17 protein-coding genes and 3 pseudogenes are annotated in these 16,193 nt (G+C 56.1%); 17 read left to right on the forward strand and 3 right to left on the reverse strand.

Annotated elements, in window-relative coordinates:
• The first annotated feature begins 243 nt into the window (after window positions 1-243).
• The 9 genes and pseudogenes from O2N63_RS01615 to O2N63_RS01655 all read left to right on the forward strand — a co-directional run bounded on the left by O2N63_RS01615 (window position 244) and on the right by O2N63_RS01655 (window position 5,347).
• Entirely contained in the window at window positions 244-441 is a 198-nt protein-coding gene (locus tag O2N63_RS01615; protein WP_271052333.1) for a hypothetical protein, read from the forward strand.
• Window positions 442-476: 35 nt separating this feature from the next.
• Window positions 477-1,052, forward strand: a complete 576-nt coding sequence (locus tag O2N63_RS01620; protein ID WP_271052334.1) for a carboxymuconolactone decarboxylase family protein — start codon at window positions 477-479, stop codon at window positions 1,050-1,052.
• A gap of 40 nt (window positions 1,053-1,092) precedes the next feature.
• Window positions 1,093-2,460 carry a pyridoxal phosphate-dependent decarboxylase family protein gene (locus O2N63_RS01625; protein WP_271052336.1) on the forward strand — a complete coding sequence of 456 codons (1,368 nt, stop codon included), beginning with the start codon at window positions 1,093-1,095 and terminating at the stop codon, window positions 2,458-2,460.
• A 123-nt stretch (window positions 2,461-2,583) separates the two neighbouring features.
• Window positions 2,584-3,267: a winged helix-turn-helix transcriptional regulator gene (locus O2N63_RS01630; protein WP_271052337.1), complete on the forward strand. Its 684-nt coding sequence runs from the start codon at window positions 2,584-2,586 to the stop codon at window positions 3,265-3,267.
• A gap of 143 nt (window positions 3,268-3,410) precedes the next feature.
• A complete protein-coding gene (locus tag O2N63_RS01635; RefSeq protein WP_271052338.1) occupies window positions 3,411-3,569 on the forward strand; it encodes a hypothetical protein in 159 nt (52 codons plus the stop codon).
• A gap of 21 nt (window positions 3,570-3,590) precedes the next feature.
• Window positions 3,591-3,779, forward strand: a pseudogene (locus O2N63_RS01640) (carboxymuconolactone decarboxylase family protein); the annotation flags it as partial.
• The gene (locus O2N63_RS01645) at window positions 3,773-3,979 is read left to right on the forward strand and encodes a hypothetical protein (RefSeq protein ID WP_271052339.1); all 207 of its coding nucleotides are present in this window, start codon (window positions 3,773-3,775) and stop codon (window positions 3,977-3,979) included. The pseudogene O2N63_RS01640 and the gene O2N63_RS01645, both read left to right, overlap by 7 nt.
• Window positions 3,980-4,137: 158 nt before the next feature.
• Window positions 4,138-4,974: a PhzF family phenazine biosynthesis protein gene (locus tag O2N63_RS01650; RefSeq protein ID WP_271052341.1), complete on the forward strand. Its 837-nt coding sequence runs from the start codon at window positions 4,138-4,140 to the stop codon at window positions 4,972-4,974.
• A gap of 136 nt (window positions 4,975-5,110) precedes the next feature.
• Complete coding sequence (locus O2N63_RS01655; RefSeq protein ID WP_271052343.1) at window positions 5,111-5,347, forward strand: DUF1127 domain-containing protein; 237 nt, start codon at window positions 5,111-5,113, stop codon at window positions 5,345-5,347.
• Window positions 5,348-5,369: 22 nt separating this feature from the next.
• On the opposite strand, the gene O2N63_RS01660 is transcribed toward O2N63_RS01655, so the two are convergent.
• The gene (locus tag O2N63_RS01660) at window positions 5,370-5,561 is read right to left on the reverse strand and encodes a hypothetical protein (protein WP_271052345.1); all 192 of its coding nucleotides are present in this window, start codon (window positions 5,559-5,561) and stop codon (window positions 5,370-5,372) included.
• Here O2N63_RS01660 and O2N63_RS01665 point away from each other — a divergent pair.
• From O2N63_RS01665 to O2N63_RS01700, 8 genes and pseudogenes are all read left to right on the forward strand, one after another.
• On the forward strand, window positions 5,555-6,187 hold the full coding sequence (locus tag O2N63_RS01665; protein ID WP_271052346.1) for an OsmC family protein: 633 nt from the start codon (window positions 5,555-5,557) through the stop codon (window positions 6,185-6,187). The genes O2N63_RS01660 and O2N63_RS01665 overlap by 7 nt on opposite strands.
• Before the next feature lie 31 nt (window positions 6,188-6,218).
• Window positions 6,219-6,428: a hypothetical protein gene (locus O2N63_RS01670; RefSeq protein WP_108856052.1), complete on the forward strand. Its 210-nt coding sequence runs from the start codon at window positions 6,219-6,221 to the stop codon at window positions 6,426-6,428.
• A 111-nt stretch (window positions 6,429-6,539) separates the two neighbouring features.
• Window positions 6,540-7,781, forward strand: coding sequence for an NAD(P)-binding domain-containing protein (locus tag O2N63_RS01675; protein WP_271052350.1), 1,242 nt, complete (start codon window positions 6,540-6,542; stop codon window positions 7,779-7,781).
• Window positions 7,782-7,793: 12 nt separating this feature from the next.
• Window positions 7,794-8,963 (forward strand): NAD(P)/FAD-dependent oxidoreductase, encoded by a 1,170-nt coding sequence (locus O2N63_RS01680; RefSeq protein WP_271052351.1) that lies wholly within the window; start codon window positions 7,794-7,796, stop codon window positions 8,961-8,963.
• An 11-nt stretch (window positions 8,964-8,974) separates the two neighbouring features.
• Window positions 8,975-10,084, forward strand: a pseudogene (cysK, locus tag O2N63_RS01685) (cysteine synthase A); the annotation flags it as partial.
• Window positions 10,085-10,204: 120 nt separating this feature from the next.
• A complete protein-coding gene (locus tag O2N63_RS01690) occupies window positions 10,205-10,543 on the forward strand; it encodes a glutaredoxin (RefSeq protein ID WP_271052794.1) in 339 nt (112 codons plus the stop codon).
• A 50-nt stretch (window positions 10,544-10,593) separates the two neighbouring features.
• Window positions 10,594-11,550, forward strand: a complete 957-nt coding sequence (locus O2N63_RS01695) for a DMT family transporter (RefSeq protein WP_271052352.1) — start codon at window positions 10,594-10,596, stop codon at window positions 11,548-11,550.
• A 145-nt stretch (window positions 11,551-11,695) separates the two neighbouring features.
• Window positions 11,696-12,395, forward strand: a pseudogene (locus O2N63_RS01700) (IS6 family transposase).
• Window positions 12,396-12,833: 438 nt separating this feature from the next.
• Here O2N63_RS01700 and glpK read toward each other — a convergent pair.
• Together glpK and glpD are read right to left on the reverse strand one after the other, a co-directional pair.
• Window positions 12,834-14,324 (reverse strand): glycerol kinase GlpK, encoded by a 1,491-nt coding sequence (glpK, locus tag O2N63_RS01705; RefSeq protein WP_271052353.1) that lies wholly within the window; start codon window positions 14,322-14,324, stop codon window positions 12,834-12,836.
• Between the two features lie 63 nt (window positions 14,325-14,387).
• Window positions 14,388-16,010: a glycerol-3-phosphate dehydrogenase gene (gene glpD, locus O2N63_RS01710; protein ID WP_271052355.1), complete on the reverse strand. Its 1,623-nt coding sequence runs from the start codon at window positions 16,008-16,010 to the stop codon at window positions 14,388-14,390.
• Between the last annotated feature and the right edge of the window lie 183 nt (window positions 16,011-16,193).

Below are 16,193 nucleotides of genomic sequence, written 5' to 3' on the forward strand. Positions count from 1 at the left end.
CGCTAGAATATTCTTTGTCCCTAACAGCATACATTAATGTGGAATGTGCAATGTGGAATGTGCCCAAATCCCTGAATCCAACTGTAATTTAGCCGAAGTTTGGTCGGGAAAATTTGACGGGGGGCTTCTACCTTCCTGTGGGTGACTTGCCGGATGGTCGCGCCCAGTTACTTTCATTTGTGTAGTGGATTGCTTTCGATCGGGCAGTATATCGCGGGTCATTGGTTCGTTAGACAGCTGTGTATGGCGCTGAAATCAGTCAGCTCAATACAGATCAGATTGGACCACACAACGACACCAAGGAAAATCGCGCTCCCTTTTGGAGTGGCCGAATACTTGGCATTGATCGGCGTAAGCGGCGCTCTTGCCGAGGCGTCACTGGCCGCATCGGCGATCACATGTGTCGTTCACGAGGCGCAGGACGTACCTTTCGGGGCCTAAACCATTTCGCCTTCGACAACCAAGGAGCCACCCACATGCCATATAACAATGAAACAATGACCAACCTTGCACCCGAAGTGCGGAACATATTCGACCAAGCCATTGAGAAGAAGGGATTTGTACCCAATGTCCTATCAATCTATGGACCCCGCCCGGAATTGCTTGGTGGAATTGCTGCACTTTCAAGTGGCTTTGGAGCGGGCCAGCTTACGGACGCCGAGCGCGAGGTCGTATTTCTATCCACAAGCGTTGCCAACAAATGCCGGTATTGCGTCGCAGGGCATACCTATTATGGACTCAAAGCAGGTGTTGACGCAGAGGACGTGGACCGAATGCGGCGGGCGAAACCCATTTCCAACGCCAGATATGAGGCCTTGCGGGTGTTTAGCCAAACCCTTGCCTTGAATCGGGGGCATTCTGCCAAGCACGTAGAGGAACAGTTTCAATCCGCCGGATACACACGGTCCCACACATTTGACGTCATCGTTGGCGTGGCCGCGAAAACCCTATCTAACATGACCGCGAGCTTACTTGACCTGCCGCTTGATGAAGAGTTCAAGCCTTACGGCTGGAGCACTGAGCAAGCGGCACTACAAGTACCTATTGGCTAATCGACGACCACTGAGCGATCCATTTTATTCGGAGCCTACAATGCAAAACCCCCTGACACATTCACAGGCCGCACTGGTCGAAGCGTTCACCAGAGCCGATGCCTATCTTGAAACCATCCCGGATCGTTCGGTCGCCCCGACGCCCGATGCCATATCCAGGCTAACGGAGTTTGACACGCCAATGCCGGAGCAACCCAGCGCTCCGGCGAAGACAATTGCCATGCTGGATGAGATAGGCTCGCCCGCCACAACTGCCTCGGTTGGGGGGCGCTTCTATGGATTGGTTGTTGGTGGAACCCTGCCAGCGGCTCTGGGGGCCAGAGTGTTGGCAAGTGCTTGGGACCAGGTTGTCTTCAACGAAGCGACCAGCCCGATTGGTGTGAAGCTGGAAAGAGTCGCTTCAGCCTGGCTGCTGAACATCTTGGGACTGCCAAAAGACTGCTCTGTCGGATTTGTGACAGGGGCGACAATGGCCAACTTCACCTGTCTGGCCGCAGCAAGGAACACATTGCTTGAACGTCAGGGATGGGACGTTTCGAGGAAGGGACTTTGGGGCGCGCCACCTGTCCGCATCGTGGCCGGGCGGCAGGTGCATGTAACAGTGCTCAAGGCGCTTAAATTGCTTGGCTTTGGAACTGACGAAATCGAGTGGGTTGATTGCGATGCACAAGGCCGAATGATATCGGCGAAACTGCCCGATACTGACGACAGAACGCTGATTTTGACTCAGTCAGGCAATGTGAATTCCGGGGCAAGCGACCCAATTGCCGAAATCGTCGCTGCGGCAAACGACGCGTGGGTCCATGTGGACGGTGCTTTCGGTCTTTGGGCGGCGGCCTCGCCACGAACGCAAGCGCAGCTACACGGGTATGACGCCGCAGATAGCTGGGTGACCGATGGGCACAAATGGCTCAACACGCCTTATGATTGCGGAATGGCCATTTGTCGGCACCCAGACGCCATCCATAATGCAATGGCGACACAAGCACCGTACCTTGAAATCGGAGGTGTCGCGGCTCCCAAAGACATGGTGCCGGAGTTCTCTCGCGGGGCGCGGGGCGTAGAAGTTTGGGCAGCCCTTCATTCGTTGGGCAAAGAGGGGGTTGCTGATCTGATTGACCGGAGCTGCGCCTTGGCCAGAAGACTTGCAGCAGGATTGCAAGATAGCGGTTTTGAAATACTGAATGATGTTGTTCTCAATCAGGTTGTGGCGACCTTCCCCGATTTCGAAGGGCGCTCGTCTGATATTGCGCAGATGGTGCAGGAAAGCGGAGAGGCATGGTTCGGGGCAACCAAATGGAATGGACGCCCCGCGTTGCGGTTTTCTGTGGCTTCCTGGGCCACATCCGATGCTGATATCGACCGAACCCTTCAGGCAATAAAGAAGACTATTTCGTCCCTAGCCTGATCAGGCAGATACCCTTTTCCGGATCGAATTCAGGCTCCAAGATTTGCATGCCGACTGTTCCCGGTCTACACTTCACTCCATAAAGTGTAGAAGCGGCTGGCGCGCCCGGCCACAGGGGGCGAGATGGAGTACGGACAATTTTGTCCTATTGCGAAAGCATCTGAGATTATCGGAGAAAAATGGACGCTTCTCATCATCCGCGAATTGTTGATGGGAAGTCGCCGTTTCTCTGAATTGCAGCGGGGGTTGGGTACCATCTCTCCGACACTTCTGACACGACGTCTTGTTCATCTGGAAGACCGTGGAATGATCATGAAGCGACGGATCAGCGGGCAGAAGGGCTTCGAGTACCTCCCAACCGAATCCTGCCGGTTGCTTTTGCCTATTTTGCTTTCTCTGGGGGACTGGGGCATGCAATGGGCGCGATCCAATTTGACCTCCAAGGACTACGATGTTGGTCTGCTCATCACCAACCTGCAGCGCAGCATCCAGCCTGACAAACTGCCGTCGGGGGAAGTCGTCATCCACTTCAAATTCATCGATGTTCAGGAAGAGTCTACCTGGTGGCTCGTCGTGCAATCCGGCGAGATTGATATTTGCAACAAAGACCCGGGCAAGGACGTTGATGTCTATTTCACGACCACCGTCAAAGTCATGGTGGATGCCTGGATGGGGGACACAACGTATCGCAAGGCAATCGCTGACGGAGATATGACCATCATCGGACCAAGATTGCTGACCGACAACGTTTCGGGTTGGATGAAACCCAGCATGTTCTCCGGTTCGGATTCCGACAGCGGAAATTGAATCACTACATATTATGTAGCTTTCTGCAATTCAAACGATAGTGAATTCGCACCGATCGTGGAATATCGAACGGGCCGTTCCATCTCCTAGGATTTGACTGATTTCGATGAACTCGAAGACCAGAAAAACCTTAGGAGACACAAATGAAACACTTCACAATTCACAACCTGCAATCAGCAGCACCAAAGGCACGGCCCATTCTTGAAGGGCTGGAATGGATGGTTGGCTTTGTTCCCAATGTCTTTGCAGTTATGGGCGGTTCAGCCACGGCATTGAACGGTTTCGTCGAAGTGACCAAATAGTTCGGCGCATCGTCCCTCACCGCGACCGAGCGCGAGATCGTGCACATCGCGACCAGCGTCGAAAACGGATGCAGTTATTGCGTGGCCGGACATACAGGCTTCGCCAAGGCTCAAAAAGTCGACGATGCGGTGATTGAGGCCGTGCGCACCCGGGGCACCATTGCAGACCCCAAACTTGCGGCGCTTCACGATTTCACTCGGGCTTGGTAATCAAACGCGGACATGTCGAACAGAGTGAATTGGAGCGGTTCCGAGCCGCCGGATACACCGAGGATCAGGTCTATGAGGTCAACATTGGCATCAGCGAAAAGACCATCTCCAACCTGACCAGCATCTCGTTGGACCTTCCTCTCGACGAGGCGTTCAAGCCATTCGCATGGGAACCGGAAGAAGCGCGTATCGCGGCGTAAGCCCACTCCGGGTTGATCAGCACGATCGGCTCGGGGCCAGTTTCCCGACCAAATTCGCGTGATGTCAGGATAGCACTTTCCCCCCGCCCATCCTGGCTTCGTAACAGTCGCTGGCTCGCTACGCTGTTTGAGGGCGGCCCCATACAAAGGACGACAACATGGATATCCAAAGAATTGCAGCATTCAGCAAGGGTCATGAAGGCGGCAACCCCGCTGGAGTAGTTTTGCTAGACACGTCGATTGGCGAGGAAGAAATGGCGCGCGTTGCTGCAGAAGTGGGATACTCGGAAACCGTCTTTGCAGTTCCGCTGGATGCGTCTGGCAAGAAATGGCGCGTTCGGTACTTTTCCCCGGAAACCGAAGTACCCTTTTGCGGCCATGCGACGATCGCCCTAGGCACAGTATTGGGCAAGCAGGTTGGTTGGGGAACGGTTGAACTGACACTCAATGACGCAGTTATAACCGTTGATGCACATCGATCCGAGACAGGTGTGGTGGCGACGCTCACCTCACCGCCCACAAACAGCCAGGCTGTGCCCGATGCCTTGCTTACTGAAGTTCTGTCGCTCTTCGGTTTCAGGCAGGCTGATCTTGATGATCGACTGCCGCCCGCGCGCATTCATGGTGGGTCCGATCACATTGTACTGCCGTTGTCAGACCGAACAAGATTGGCAGGCATGACCTATGATCTGAGCCTAGGCCGGGACGTGATGCGTAGACTCGGAGTAGCCACAATCATGCTTGTGGTTGTCGAGGACGATCAAACATTTGTCGTTCGAAATGCTTTTGCGTCGGGGGGTGTCCTAGAAGATCCCGCCACTGGCGCGGCTGCAGCGGCTTTTGGGGGATACCTGAGGGATCGAAATTGGCCCCACCGCGGACGTTTCACGATCCGGCAGGGCGAGGATATGGGGCAGCCGTCTTTAATAGGCGTCGAACTGGATAACACACCCGGCAGCCCTGTGCGCGTATCTGGCGGCACGAGGCGTATCTGAAACCGCGCAGATGCCTGAGTGGTGCGGACGATGACTGCTCTGTCCCCAACACAATACCAAAAGAGCGAAGCGAGGAGAGACCGCCGTAGGAGTACTCATTCGCTGGCCTCCTCATAGCAGATGAAAAGGAAACGACATGACGACCACAATTTTGAATTTTTTCACACGACCCATCCTTCAAGCGGAAACCCGCAACTCCAAACCTCAATGGCGGAGTCATTCGCGCGAAGCCGCTGATCTACTGTCCATGGAGGACTGGATGCTTAACGATATTGGGATCTCTCGCGCAACCACCGTGCGCGAAGCTCGAAGATTGCAGAGGAAAGCTGCAACCGAGTGGATGGGTCCGGCTTGGTGGCGGCTCCGGGACTAAGGCGGGGTTAAAGGCCCCGTTTTTAATCCTGATATCCTGAGAACCACAGGACAGCATCACTAGCAGCCCGGTCGAATTTCGAACGGGAATCAAGATCGGAGCCCACGCCGGGCTCTGAATGGAATTTCTTTGCCAATCGTCCAGGTCGGTCGAGCGGCGCAACCAAGAGTTCCGCATGTACCGTAACCAGTTTGATTGGGTCGTCAAATGACATGGAAAACCCACGACTCGATCACTTTTGTCCTCTCTGCAAACAAACAAGGAAACATGAAAATGAACGTCCAATCCAAAGCAAATACCGCCAACAATGGTGTCAACGTGCAAGCACTGCTCGACGCACGCGATGCGCTTTCTCAGGCGCCTGCCGCAGCCCAGTTTACCTGGCGGGCAGCAACCGAATGGCAGAACGGTGTGCATAGCCGTTCGACCATCGAAGGGTTCTTCGGCCTGGGTGAAGAGCACAAGCATCGTAAAGCCTTTACCATCGACGCGGATCACCCGGCGGAATTCGCGGCCTCGGACAACGGTCCGACGCCTGTCGAAATCGTGCTTTCTGGTCTGGGAAGCTGTCTGGCTTCCGGCGTCGCCTCGGTCGCTCAAAACCGCGGCATTCAGTTACGCTCGGTCACAGCCTTCGTCGAAGGTGACATGGATCTCTACGGCATCCTGGGCATCGATGCAGACGTCCGCAACGGCTTTACTGCCATCCGCGTTCGTTTCGAAGTCGACGCTGACGCTACCGACGACGAGATCGCCGCGGTTGTGGCCCAGTCGCAGAAACGCTCTGCCGTCTTCGACCTCATCACCAACCCTAGCAACGTGAGCGTGTCCGTCGCCTGAGGCGGGACACAGCATGAAAGGAGCCAATGTTATGGCCGCTTTGCCCCAACCGCGTTGGAGTTTTCGCTGGATCGCATCCGCGATGAAATCCGCGCAGAAATCCCGACGGGAAAAACGCCGCGGTCGTTTCAAGCTGATCGCAGAACGCGAGTTGCGTTTGAACGACCATCTTCTCAGCGACATCAATTTGACCACCGACGATGTCAAGCGTGCGCTCGTTTCACCGCGCAGCTGGCTCTGAAGCCCACCGGTGGCGGCTCCTACGGGGCCGCCGCCGCACACTGCACACCGCACAATCTGTCTCGCAATCGGCCCACCGTGTTCTGTTGCTCCCGCCAGAAGGATTAAAACGATGAAACGCTCAAATACAGTCATTATCGGGGCGGGACAAACCGGTCTCGCCATGAGCCGAGAGCTGTCAAAGCGCAGCATAAACCACGTCATTCTGGAACGCGGGAAAATCGCCAATAGCTGGCGCAAAGAGCGCTGGGATTCACTGCGCCTGCTGACCCCCAACTGGATGAATGGTTTGCCCGGTGCGCCCTATTTAGGCAGAGATCCCGAAGGCTACATGCCCGTCAACGAATTCGCGGACGATCTGACCGGTTTTGCCGCCGCAAACCGGGCCCCTGTGAAGGAGGAGACTTCAGTTCTCGGTGTCTCGCCCTTTGGCGTAGGATACCGGGTCCAGACCGATCAGGGGGCAATCGACTGTGAAAATGTCGTCGTCGCAACTGGGGCAGCGTCTCGTACCAGCCGACCTTCGTTTGCTCAGGATCTGTCCGCAAATATTACCCAGTTATCGCCCTTGGATTACAAGCGCCCCAACGATCTGCCGCCTGGCAGGGTGTTGGTGGTTGGCGCCTCTGCCTCTGGCACCCAGATCGCCCGGGAAATCCACAACTCCGGCCGGGACGTAACGATTGCCGTGGGCGAACATTTCCGCGTGCCACGCAGCTATCGCGATGCTGACATTCTGAGTTGGATGGAGATAACCGGCCGCTGGGGCGATCGCTATGACGAGGTTGAGGATCTCGACCGTCAGCGGGGCGTACCCTCTTTGCAATTGACCGGTCAGGCCGGGACGAACCCGCTCGATCTAAACGCCCTTCAGGACATAGGCGTTGAAATCGTCGGCCGCATGGCTGGCGTTCGCGACAACACCGTGATGTTTTCCGGCTCGCTCGCAAATGTTTGCGCTGCGGCCGACCTGAAAATGAACCGTCTGCTCAAAGGGTTTGACGACTGGGCGCATGAGAATGGGCTGTTCGACAAAGTGGATGCCTGCGACCGGCCAGCACGTACCCGTGTCCCCCATGCGCCGCGCCTTTCAATTGACTTGGGCCGTGAAGGCTTTGGCACGGTGATTTGGGCGACCGGATACCGTCCTGATCACAGCTGGATCGATCTGCCTGTCTTTGATCGTAAAGGGCGCATTCGCCACGACGGAGGCATCGTTTCGCCGGGCCTTTACGTCATGGGGTTGCCGTTCCTGCGCCAACGCAAATCGACCTTTATCGACGGGGCCGCCAACGACGCCCGCGACCTTGCAAATCACCTCACTCGTAACCTCGGCCTGATCAAGGCCGCCTGAAGGAGAAATCATATGAACAAGAGAGTTTTCAAGCACAGCCATTACGATGCCGTCATTATCGGTGCCCGCTGCGCAGGGGCCGCGACCTGCATCGAACTGGCGCGCGCCGGTGCGCGGGTGCTGCTGATAGATCGTGACGAACCCGGAAATGACACTTTGTCCACCCACGCGTTGATGCGTCCGGCGATTAGCCTTCTGAATGATTGGGGCGTGCTGCCCGATATCGAAAAGGCAAAAACGCCTTTGGTTAGTGTCACCAATTTTCACTACGGGGCCGAAAAGATATCGGTGGATATCAAGCCAGACGGTGCCATTAAGGGATTTTACGCTCCACGACGAGGCATTCTTGACCGGTTGCTTGCCGACAAGGCAGTTGCCTTTGGGGCCGAGTTACACACCGGAGTAAGCTTCCAGTCCGCCAGCAAGGATAGCCAAGGCCGTGTGTGCGGAGCGCATTTGGTCACCGCAGACGGACGGCAAATGTCGGTATCCTGCAATGTCTTGATCGGGGCGGATGGTCGTCAGTCTACTGTGGCCAGCGCGGTCGGTGCCGCGACACAAGTCGAAGGGCAGGAACGTTCTGCCGTCGTCTACGGGTACTTCGACGAAATTCCCAACGACGGCTACCGCTGGTTCTTTGGGCGTGACAGTTACTCCGGTGCAATTCCGACAAACGCAGGCGCTCACTGTGTCTTTGCAGCGGTGCACCGGGACGCTTTCAAGGACCGGTTCGGTCCAGATCCGCTTGCTGGGATGCAGTCAGTGGTTGCCGAATGCGATCCAGATCTTGCCCAGCATCTGCAGCGCGGCTCAACCGATGGTCGATTGCGCCGCTTTGGCGGGGCACCAAGCCATATGCGGGACTGCGCTGGGCCGGGATGGGCGCTTGTTGGCGACGCCGGGTATTTCAAAGATCCGGCAACGGCTCATGGCATAACGGATGCCTTCCTTGATGCGCATCGCTTGGCACGGGCACTCGGCAGCAATCCTTCCTACCCATTGGCGTATCAACTCCAACGCAACGCCCAAAGTAGGCGGCTATTCGACATCACACAAAAAGTTGCCACGCTGAACTGGAACCATTCGTCGCTGAAGGCTCTGCACCGTGACCTCAACCTTTGCATGAAGGCGGAATACGCCGAATTGCGCGGTCCAAATGCCGACGCCGCCCAAGCTGCATAAAGGAGAAGAACATGAACATTCTGGCACCTCTCAATTCCCTTCACAGTGATGTACGTCAACTGCTGTCCGAACCAGATCATACGCGCGACCGCCGCGGCTTCGGGCCCAGGGCATCCATCCTTGATACAGTCGGTGATACGCCGGTGGTCAGGCTCAACAACATCGGACCGGCCGATGTGGAGATTTTTGCCAAGCTTGAAAGCTTCAACCCGCTTGGATCAGTCAAAGACCGCGCAGCGCTTGGTATTATCGAGGCCGCAGAAAGATCCGGTGCTCTCAAACCCGGTCAGACCGTGGTCGAAGCAACGTCGGGCAATACGGGCATCAGTCTGGCAATGGTCTGCGCTCAGAAAGGGTATCCGCTTGTCATCGTGATGGCCGAGAATTTCTCGGTCGAGCGGCGTAAACTGATGCGGTTCCTTGGGGCCAAGGTTGTTCTGACCCCGGCCTCAGAAAAGGGCAGTGGCATGTTGTCCAAGGCAGAAGAACTGGCCAGAACCCATGGCTGGTTTCTGAGCCGCCAGTTTGAAAACGCCGCAAATGCAAAAGTTCACGCTGAAACGACAGCCCGGGAAATTCTGGCTGACTTTGAAGAGACCGGTCTTGATTACTGGGTGACGGGCTTCGGGACCGGGGGCACTTTGCAGGGGGTGGCGCGCATCCTCAAACAGCAATCCCCCGAAACGCGGATCATCGTGGCTGAACCGGACAACGCGCAGATACTCGCCAGCGACACCCTGCAGCTTGAACCTGGCCAAAGCCACCCGCGCTTTCGTCCCCATCTTATGCAGGGCTGGTCACCGGATTTTGTCGCGCCATTGGCTTATGAGGCGTTGGCCGACGGCCTGATCGACGATTTCGCACCTGTTTCGGGTAAGGACGCATTGCGCTTGGCAAAAGAGCTGGCGGTGCGCGAGGGCATTCTTGCTGGAATCAGCAGTGGTGCAACTCTGGCCGCTGCTTTGAAGATCGCCGAAAGCGCTCCTGCAGGTTCTAGGATACTGGCCATGATCCCCGACACCGGGGAGCGCTATCTATCGACGCCGTTGTTCGAAGACATCGCCGAAGACATGTCTGTTGACGAATTGGCGATATCGGCCTCCTCGCCCGGATTTCGCTTTGGTCAGCCACAAGCATCAGCACCTTCGGCGTCCGCGCCCACTGCAGCGGCACCAGAGGTCGACGAGAGAGCCAAGGCTTTCGTTGAAGAAGCAGTTCGCGACACCAAAGAGCCGGTTGTCATATTTGCGCTGGAATGGTGCGAATTCTGCTGGTCGGTGCGCAAGCTGTTTGCAGCCGCAGGTATCAGCTACAGATCGGTCGATCTGGACTCCGTGGAGTTCTCTGGCGGAACGGAATTTGCATCCAAAGTGCGCGCGGCACTGCTTGTGAAGACCGGCAGCCTGACAATTCCCCAGATTTTCGTCAACGGCACACATATCGGCGGCGCAACCGAGACGTTCGACGCAATCAACGACGGATCGCTTGCCGACAAGCTGAAACGGGTCGGTGTAGCAGTTCGCCATGACGACATCGGCGACGCCTACAGCTTCCTGCCCAAATGGCTTCATCCCCGATAGCGCTAAGGACCATCAAATCATTGACACTAGATCACGAAAGGATCGAACAAATGTCTCTTCTTCACTGGGCCTTGATTGCCATGATCGGAACGATTTTTGGCGCATCGTTTGCTTTAAATGAGGTGCTTCTGGATGAGTTCGGCCCTCTCTCCATTTCAATGCTGCGGGTTTGTGTGGGCGCAGTGGGCTGCTGGGCTTGGGCAATCGCGTCTCGTAAACCAATGCGTTTGGATCTCAGCACGTTAATTGCGGTGGTTGCATTTGGATTCTTCCAATTTGCTATGCCTTTTGCAGTCTTGCCACTTGCACAGGGTCAGATCACATCCTCGGTCGCAGGAATTGCCAATGCAATGACCCCAGTTATGGTGGTGATCGTATCGCACTTCTGGATCGGCGGAGAAAAGGCAACGCTTCGGAAATCAATCGGGGTTGGTCTCGGGATGGTGGGAACCGTTATTCTGATGACTGGCGGCCCTGAGATCGGGATATCCGATTGGCGGTTCGCCCTGTTAGCAATGACCGCCCCGCTCAGCTATGCGGTCGGGTTGAACATAGTCACCAAGCTAAAATCGATCGATCCCGTCGTCACAACCACATGGGCGATGACGGGAGGTGCGTTCCTTATAACACCGTTTGCTCTTGTCACTGACGGCGTGCCCCACGCAACAGATCCGAGTGTCCTGAACAGCGTGGCTTTTTTTGGGATCGGCCTGACGACGCTACCATTTCTGATGATGTTCACAATTTTACCCCGCGTCGGGGCAACCAACCTATCTTTGGTGACGTTCGTCGCGCCGGTATCTGCGATTACAATAGGTGCCTTTGCCCTGCACGAGCCCACTGGCACCTCGCAATTTGCTGGCCTCACACTGATCTTGCTAGCGCTTGTCACTCTTGATGGCCGTCTGCTCGGAAGGCTATCCAGATTGGGGAAGTCAAGGCTTGCAACAAGGTCGTTTAGACAGGCCCCACCAAAGCGTCATCACCGCCCATTCGCGGAAAACTGAAAACTGAGTAAGCGTGGTCCAGCATACCCATGGGCCGTGCACAGGGTTTTGTCAGAGGAAATCGCTTGAGACGGGCAAGGCGCTAATCTAGCGTTCAGCCATGCCCAAACCACCACCTTTCTGCTAATTTAAAACCAGCCCTGAGATCATCCGCCTTGCGGTGACGCTCTACGTGCGCTTTCCACTTTCCCTACGCAACGTTGAAGATCTTCTCCACGAGCGCGGTGTCGATGTAAGCCACGAAACTATCCGCTTTTGGTGAAACCGGTTTGGTCCATTGTTTGCCTCTGAAGTCCGGAAACAACGGATCTAACAACTCCGCACTTTCTCACGATGGCAGTGGCGCCTGGATGATGGCGTTGCCCGGAAGAGCATGCGTGCATGTTCGAGAGGGTGTTCGTGAAGATCAATGGAGAACGGCACTACCTCTGGCGTGCTGTGGATCACGAAGGAGAGATCCTAGAAAGTTATGTCACGAAGCGCCGAGACAAGCGCGCAGCCCTTGAGTTTCTGAAAAATTCGATGAAACGATACGGCGACCCAAGTTGATCGTAACAGATCGTCTTCGATCTTATGGGGCCGCTATGCGGGAGATTGGCAATGCTGACAAGCAGGCAACCGGCCGCTATCTGAACAACCGGATTGAGAATTCGCACCTCCCCTTCCGACGACGAGAACGAGCCATGTCACGCTTTCGCCGCATACGAAGTCTGCAGAAATTCATCTCCGTCCATGCCTCCGTATTCAACCACTTCAATCAGGATCGCAACCTATCGAAACGTGAACATTTCAAGCTCAACCGAACCGTCGCTCTTGCCGAGTGGCGCGGTCTTTGTGTGGCATAAAGGGCAGTGATGCTGTCCAAGCTGACACTAGTTCGAATTCGTCTGACAGCACCGCCACTTTACCCTAAATAGCGATAAAGCTCAGGCGGCTTGACAGGCTAAACTTCCTTGCTTTCTTGGGGTTGGCTTTGCTTCCGTTGATTGGGGTGTGAAGTCGACTTGCAGATTGAATTCCCATTGCCACCCAAAGCTGTTCGAAACTGGGGTGCCTGTGACCGGCATTGCCAGGTTGTTTCATAGCCGGATTCGGTCATTCGAACTTGGTACATCTGATCGACGCCACAGTCACCGCTGACACGACAGAACTACTGGCTAAGCCGACATTCGGCCTCGTGCAGCGAAATAGCGCTTCGTCCGCGCAGCCGACATTGGGGCAGAAATACACGACAATTGAATCACAATTACCATTTGGTCGGCATTGATTGCTTCAGAGAACCATCAAACCGCCAATGTGGCTGAAACCGCGCGTTTCCAGCGGGCGTATTTCTCGTCACGATCAGCGTCAGCCATATCTGGTGCAAAGCGGCGATCAAGGTTCCAGTTCTTCGCAAAGCCCTGCTGATCCGGGTAGATCCCGGCTTTCATCCCGGCAAGCCACGCCGCGCCCAGCGCAGTGGTTTCAAGCACATTGGGGCGATCAACTGGTGCGTCGATGATGTCGGACAGGAATTGCATGGTCCAGTCTGAGGCGCTCATTCCGCCATCGACGCGCAACACCTGCTCGCCCTCTCCTCCTGCGGCCCAGTCGGCTTGCATCGCCTCAAGCAGATCGCGGGTCTGGTAGCCCACACTTTCAAGCGCCGCGCGCGACAGTTCAGCCGCGCCCGAATTGCGGGTCAAACCATAGATCGCACCGCGGCATTCCGCGTTCCAATAGGGTGCGCCAAGGCCGACAAATGCCGGGACCAGAACCACATCTTGCGCCGGGTCTGCGGCCTCAGCCAAGGCTTGTGTCTCGCCTGCGTTCTCAATCAACTTCACCCCGTCACGCAGCCATTGCACCACGGCTCCAGCCACAAAGATTGAGCCTTCAAGCGCATAGGTCGGCTTGCCATCAAGCTGATAGGCGATAGTGGTGAGCAACCGGTTTTGCGACCGCACTGGGGCATCGCCTGTGTTCAGAAGCGCAAAGCAGCCGGTGCCATAGGTCGATTTCATCATGCCGGGTTCAAAACAGGCCTGCCCGACCGAGGCCGCCTGCTGGTCACCTGCCACACCAAGGATCGGGACTTCGCGCCCCAGAAGATCGGCACCGGCCCGTCCGAAATCATCAGCACTGTCCTTGACCTCGGGCAGCATCCCCAGGGGGATATTGAGCAGATCACAGATGGTCTGGCTCCAACGCCCTTTGCGAATATCATAAAGCAGGGTGCGGGCAGCGTTGGTGGCATCGGTTGCGTGCACCTTGCCACCGGTCAGCTTCCAGATCAGGTAACAATCCACGGTGCCAAACAGAAGCTCGCCTGCCTCGGCCCGGGCGCGGACACCATCTACATTGTCGAGGATCCAAGCCAGTTTGGTGCCGGAGAAATAGGGGTCGAGCAGCAGACCAGTACGATCCGTGACCATCTCTTCGTGACCTGCGTCACGCAACACCTGACAGGTTGCGGCGGTGCGGCGGTCTTGCCAGACAATGGCATTGTACACAGGCGCGCCGGAGCTCTTATCCCAAACAATGGTGGTTTCACGCTGATTGGTGATGCCAATGGCGGTGATCTTAGCCACATCCACCCCAGATTTTTCCGTTGCCTCTTGGCAGGTGCGTACCGTGGTGTTCCACAGGTCTGACGGATCATGCTCGACCCAACCGGAGGCAGGATAGTGTTGCGCGAACTCTTCCTGCGCAACCGACACAATCTTCATTTCTGCATCAAACAGGATGGCGCGGGATGAGGTTGTACCCTGATCAATGGCGAGAATATGTGTCATGCAGTCCCCCGATAATATTGAGATATCTGATCTCTATATTGAATTGCGTCAGATCCGAAGCCCTCATTGTGCCCGAATGACCTCAGCGGCACGCGCACGCATCCATTCATCCAGCGCAGCGATTTGTTCTTTGCTCATGCGCAGGCCCAATTTGTTGCGGCGCCAGACAATGTCTTCGGCCCTGCGGGAAAATTCGCTGTCCATCAGCCACTCCACTTCACGAGCGCTTAGCGTTACCCCGAAATCTTCACCAAGGTCAGACACGTCTTTCGCATCCCCAAGTACAGTCCAGGCATCGGTCCCATAGGCTCGGATCAAGCGTTTGGCCCAACGACCCGTGAGGAAAAGATAGTCACCCTTCAGGCGTCCGATCAATTCCTCGACCTGATCAACCGGAAAGTCTCCTCCGGGCAAAGGCACACCCGCCGTCCATTTTGGGGGCAGGTCAGGCAAATGCTTGGCGAGCTTTTCCATCGCGCTTTCCGCCAGTCGGCGGTAGGTGGTGATCTTGCCGCCAAAGACATTGAGCACCGGTGCGCCCTCGGCATCATCCAGTTTCAGGACATAGTCCCGCGTGGCGGCGGTGGCACTGCTGGCCCCGTCATCATAAAGCGGGCGCACGCCGGAATAGGTCCAGACAACATCAGCGCGGGTGATCGTCTGTTTGAAATATTTCGACGCAAACGCACAGAGATAATCCTGCTCTTCTTCGGTGCAGACCGGAGAGGTCGACGGATCTGGATGATCCTGATCCGTGGTGCCTATCAAGGTGAAATCCGTTTCATAGGGGATCGCAAATATGATCCGCCCGTCTTCGCCTTGAAAGAAATAGCATTTGTCGTGATCAAACAGCCGCTTGGTCACGATATGGCTGCCGCGCACCAGTCGCACGCCTTCTGTTGAGGGGATGTGGATGCGCGATTGGATGATGTCGCCGACCCACGGGCCACCAGCGTTGACCAGCATCCGCGCGCGTGTCTGGCGAGTTGCGCCCGTATTTGCGTCGCGCAGGGTGATCTCCCAGAAATCCTCTTTGCGCGCGGCAGACAGGACTTCGGTCCGTACGTGGATCCTTGCACCTCGCGCTTCGGCGTCACGGGCATTGAGCACCACAAGCCGGGCATCTTCGACCCAGCAATCGGAATATTCAAACGCCTTCTGGAACCGATCCTGAAGCGGTGCCCCTTCAGGTGCGGTAACGAGATCAACCGAAGAGGTGCCGGGCAAGATTTTGCGCCCACCAAGGTGATCATAAAGAAAAAGCCCCGCCCGGATCAGCCAACCGGGGCGGCGGCCTTTCATCCATGGCATGAGATAGCTCAGAAAGCGCGAGACCGGAGTTTCGGCATCGAAGCGCATGTCCTTGTGATAAGGCAGCACAAAACGCATCGGCCACGAGATATGGGGCATGGCGCGGAGCAGGGTTTCGCGCTCGACCAACGCCTCGCGGACCAATCGTACTTCGAGATATTCGAGATATCGCAACCCACCATGAAACAGCTTGGTTGACGCGGAAGACGTGGCAGACGCGAGGTCGTGTTTCTCGGCAAGCTCAACCGACAGGCCGCGCCCGGACGCATCACGGGCAATGCCGCAGCCATTGATCCCCCCTCCGATAATGAAGAGGTCGCACATTTCATGCGCAGGTGAGGGGTGCCGGGCGCTCATCGCAGTTTCCAATTCCATCTGACATTGCATCGGTGCTTTCGTATTGCCGACACTTATGCTCAATTATGCGCGAATTTCCACCCTTTTCACTCTTATTTTTTCGTTTTTGCGGAAAACCCGCATTTTCAGGGAGTTGTCACCCCCATCCATCGGGTATTTCCGCAGAAATTAAGACAAACATCTGCGCGATTGCAGGAATCA

This window comes from Aliiroseovarius salicola, assembly GCF_027891095.1.
In the GTDB taxonomy this organism is placed as follows: domain Bacteria; phylum Pseudomonadota; class Alphaproteobacteria; order Rhodobacterales; family Rhodobacteraceae; genus Aliiroseovarius; species Aliiroseovarius salicola.

Coding starts and splice junctions, on each gene's coding strand:
- O2N63_RS01675 (WP_271052350.1), top strand. CDS start 6,540: ATGAAACGCTCAAATACAGTCATTATCGGGGCGGGACAAACCGGTCTC.
- glpK (WP_271052353.1), bottom strand. CDS start 14,324: ATGACACATATTCTCGCCATTGATCAGGGTACAACCTCATCCCGCGCC.
- O2N63_RS01695 (WP_271052352.1), top strand. CDS start 10,594: ATGTCTCTTCTTCACTGGGCCTTGATTGCCATGATCGGAACGATTTTT.
- O2N63_RS01680 (WP_271052351.1), top strand. CDS start 7,794: ATGAACAAGAGAGTTTTCAAGCACAGCCATTACGATGCCGTCATTATC.
- O2N63_RS01625 (WP_271052336.1), top strand. CDS start 1,093: ATGCAAAACCCCCTGACACATTCACAGGCCGCACTGGTCGAAGCGTTC.
- O2N63_RS01630 (WP_271052337.1), top strand. CDS start 2,584: ATGGAGTACGGACAATTTTGTCCTATTGCGAAAGCATCTGAGATTATC.
- O2N63_RS01655 (WP_271052343.1), top strand. CDS start 5,111: ATGACGACCACAATTTTGAATTTTTTCACACGACCCATCCTTCAAGCG.
- O2N63_RS01665 (WP_271052346.1), top strand. CDS start 5,555: ATGACATGGAAAACCCACGACTCGATCACTTTTGTCCTCTCTGCAAAC.
- O2N63_RS01635 (WP_271052338.1), top strand. CDS start 3,411: ATGAAACACTTCACAATTCACAACCTGCAATCAGCAGCACCAAAGGCA.
- O2N63_RS01620 (WP_271052334.1), top strand. CDS start 477: ATGCCATATAACAATGAAACAATGACCAACCTTGCACCCGAAGTGCGG.
- O2N63_RS01660 (WP_271052345.1), bottom strand. CDS start 5,561: ATGTCATTTGACGACCCAATCAAACTGGTTACGGTACATGCGGAACTC.
- glpD (WP_271052355.1), bottom strand. CDS start 16,010: ATGGAATTGGAAACTGCGATGAGCGCCCGGCACCCCTCACCTGCGCAT.
- O2N63_RS01650 (WP_271052341.1), top strand. CDS start 4,138: ATGGATATCCAAAGAATTGCAGCATTCAGCAAGGGTCATGAAGGCGGC.
- O2N63_RS01615 (WP_271052333.1), top strand. CDS start 244: ATGGCGCTGAAATCAGTCAGCTCAATACAGATCAGATTGGACCACACA.
- O2N63_RS01670 (WP_108856052.1), top strand. CDS start 6,219: ATGGCCGCTTTGCCCCAACCGCGTTGGAGTTTTCGCTGGATCGCATCC.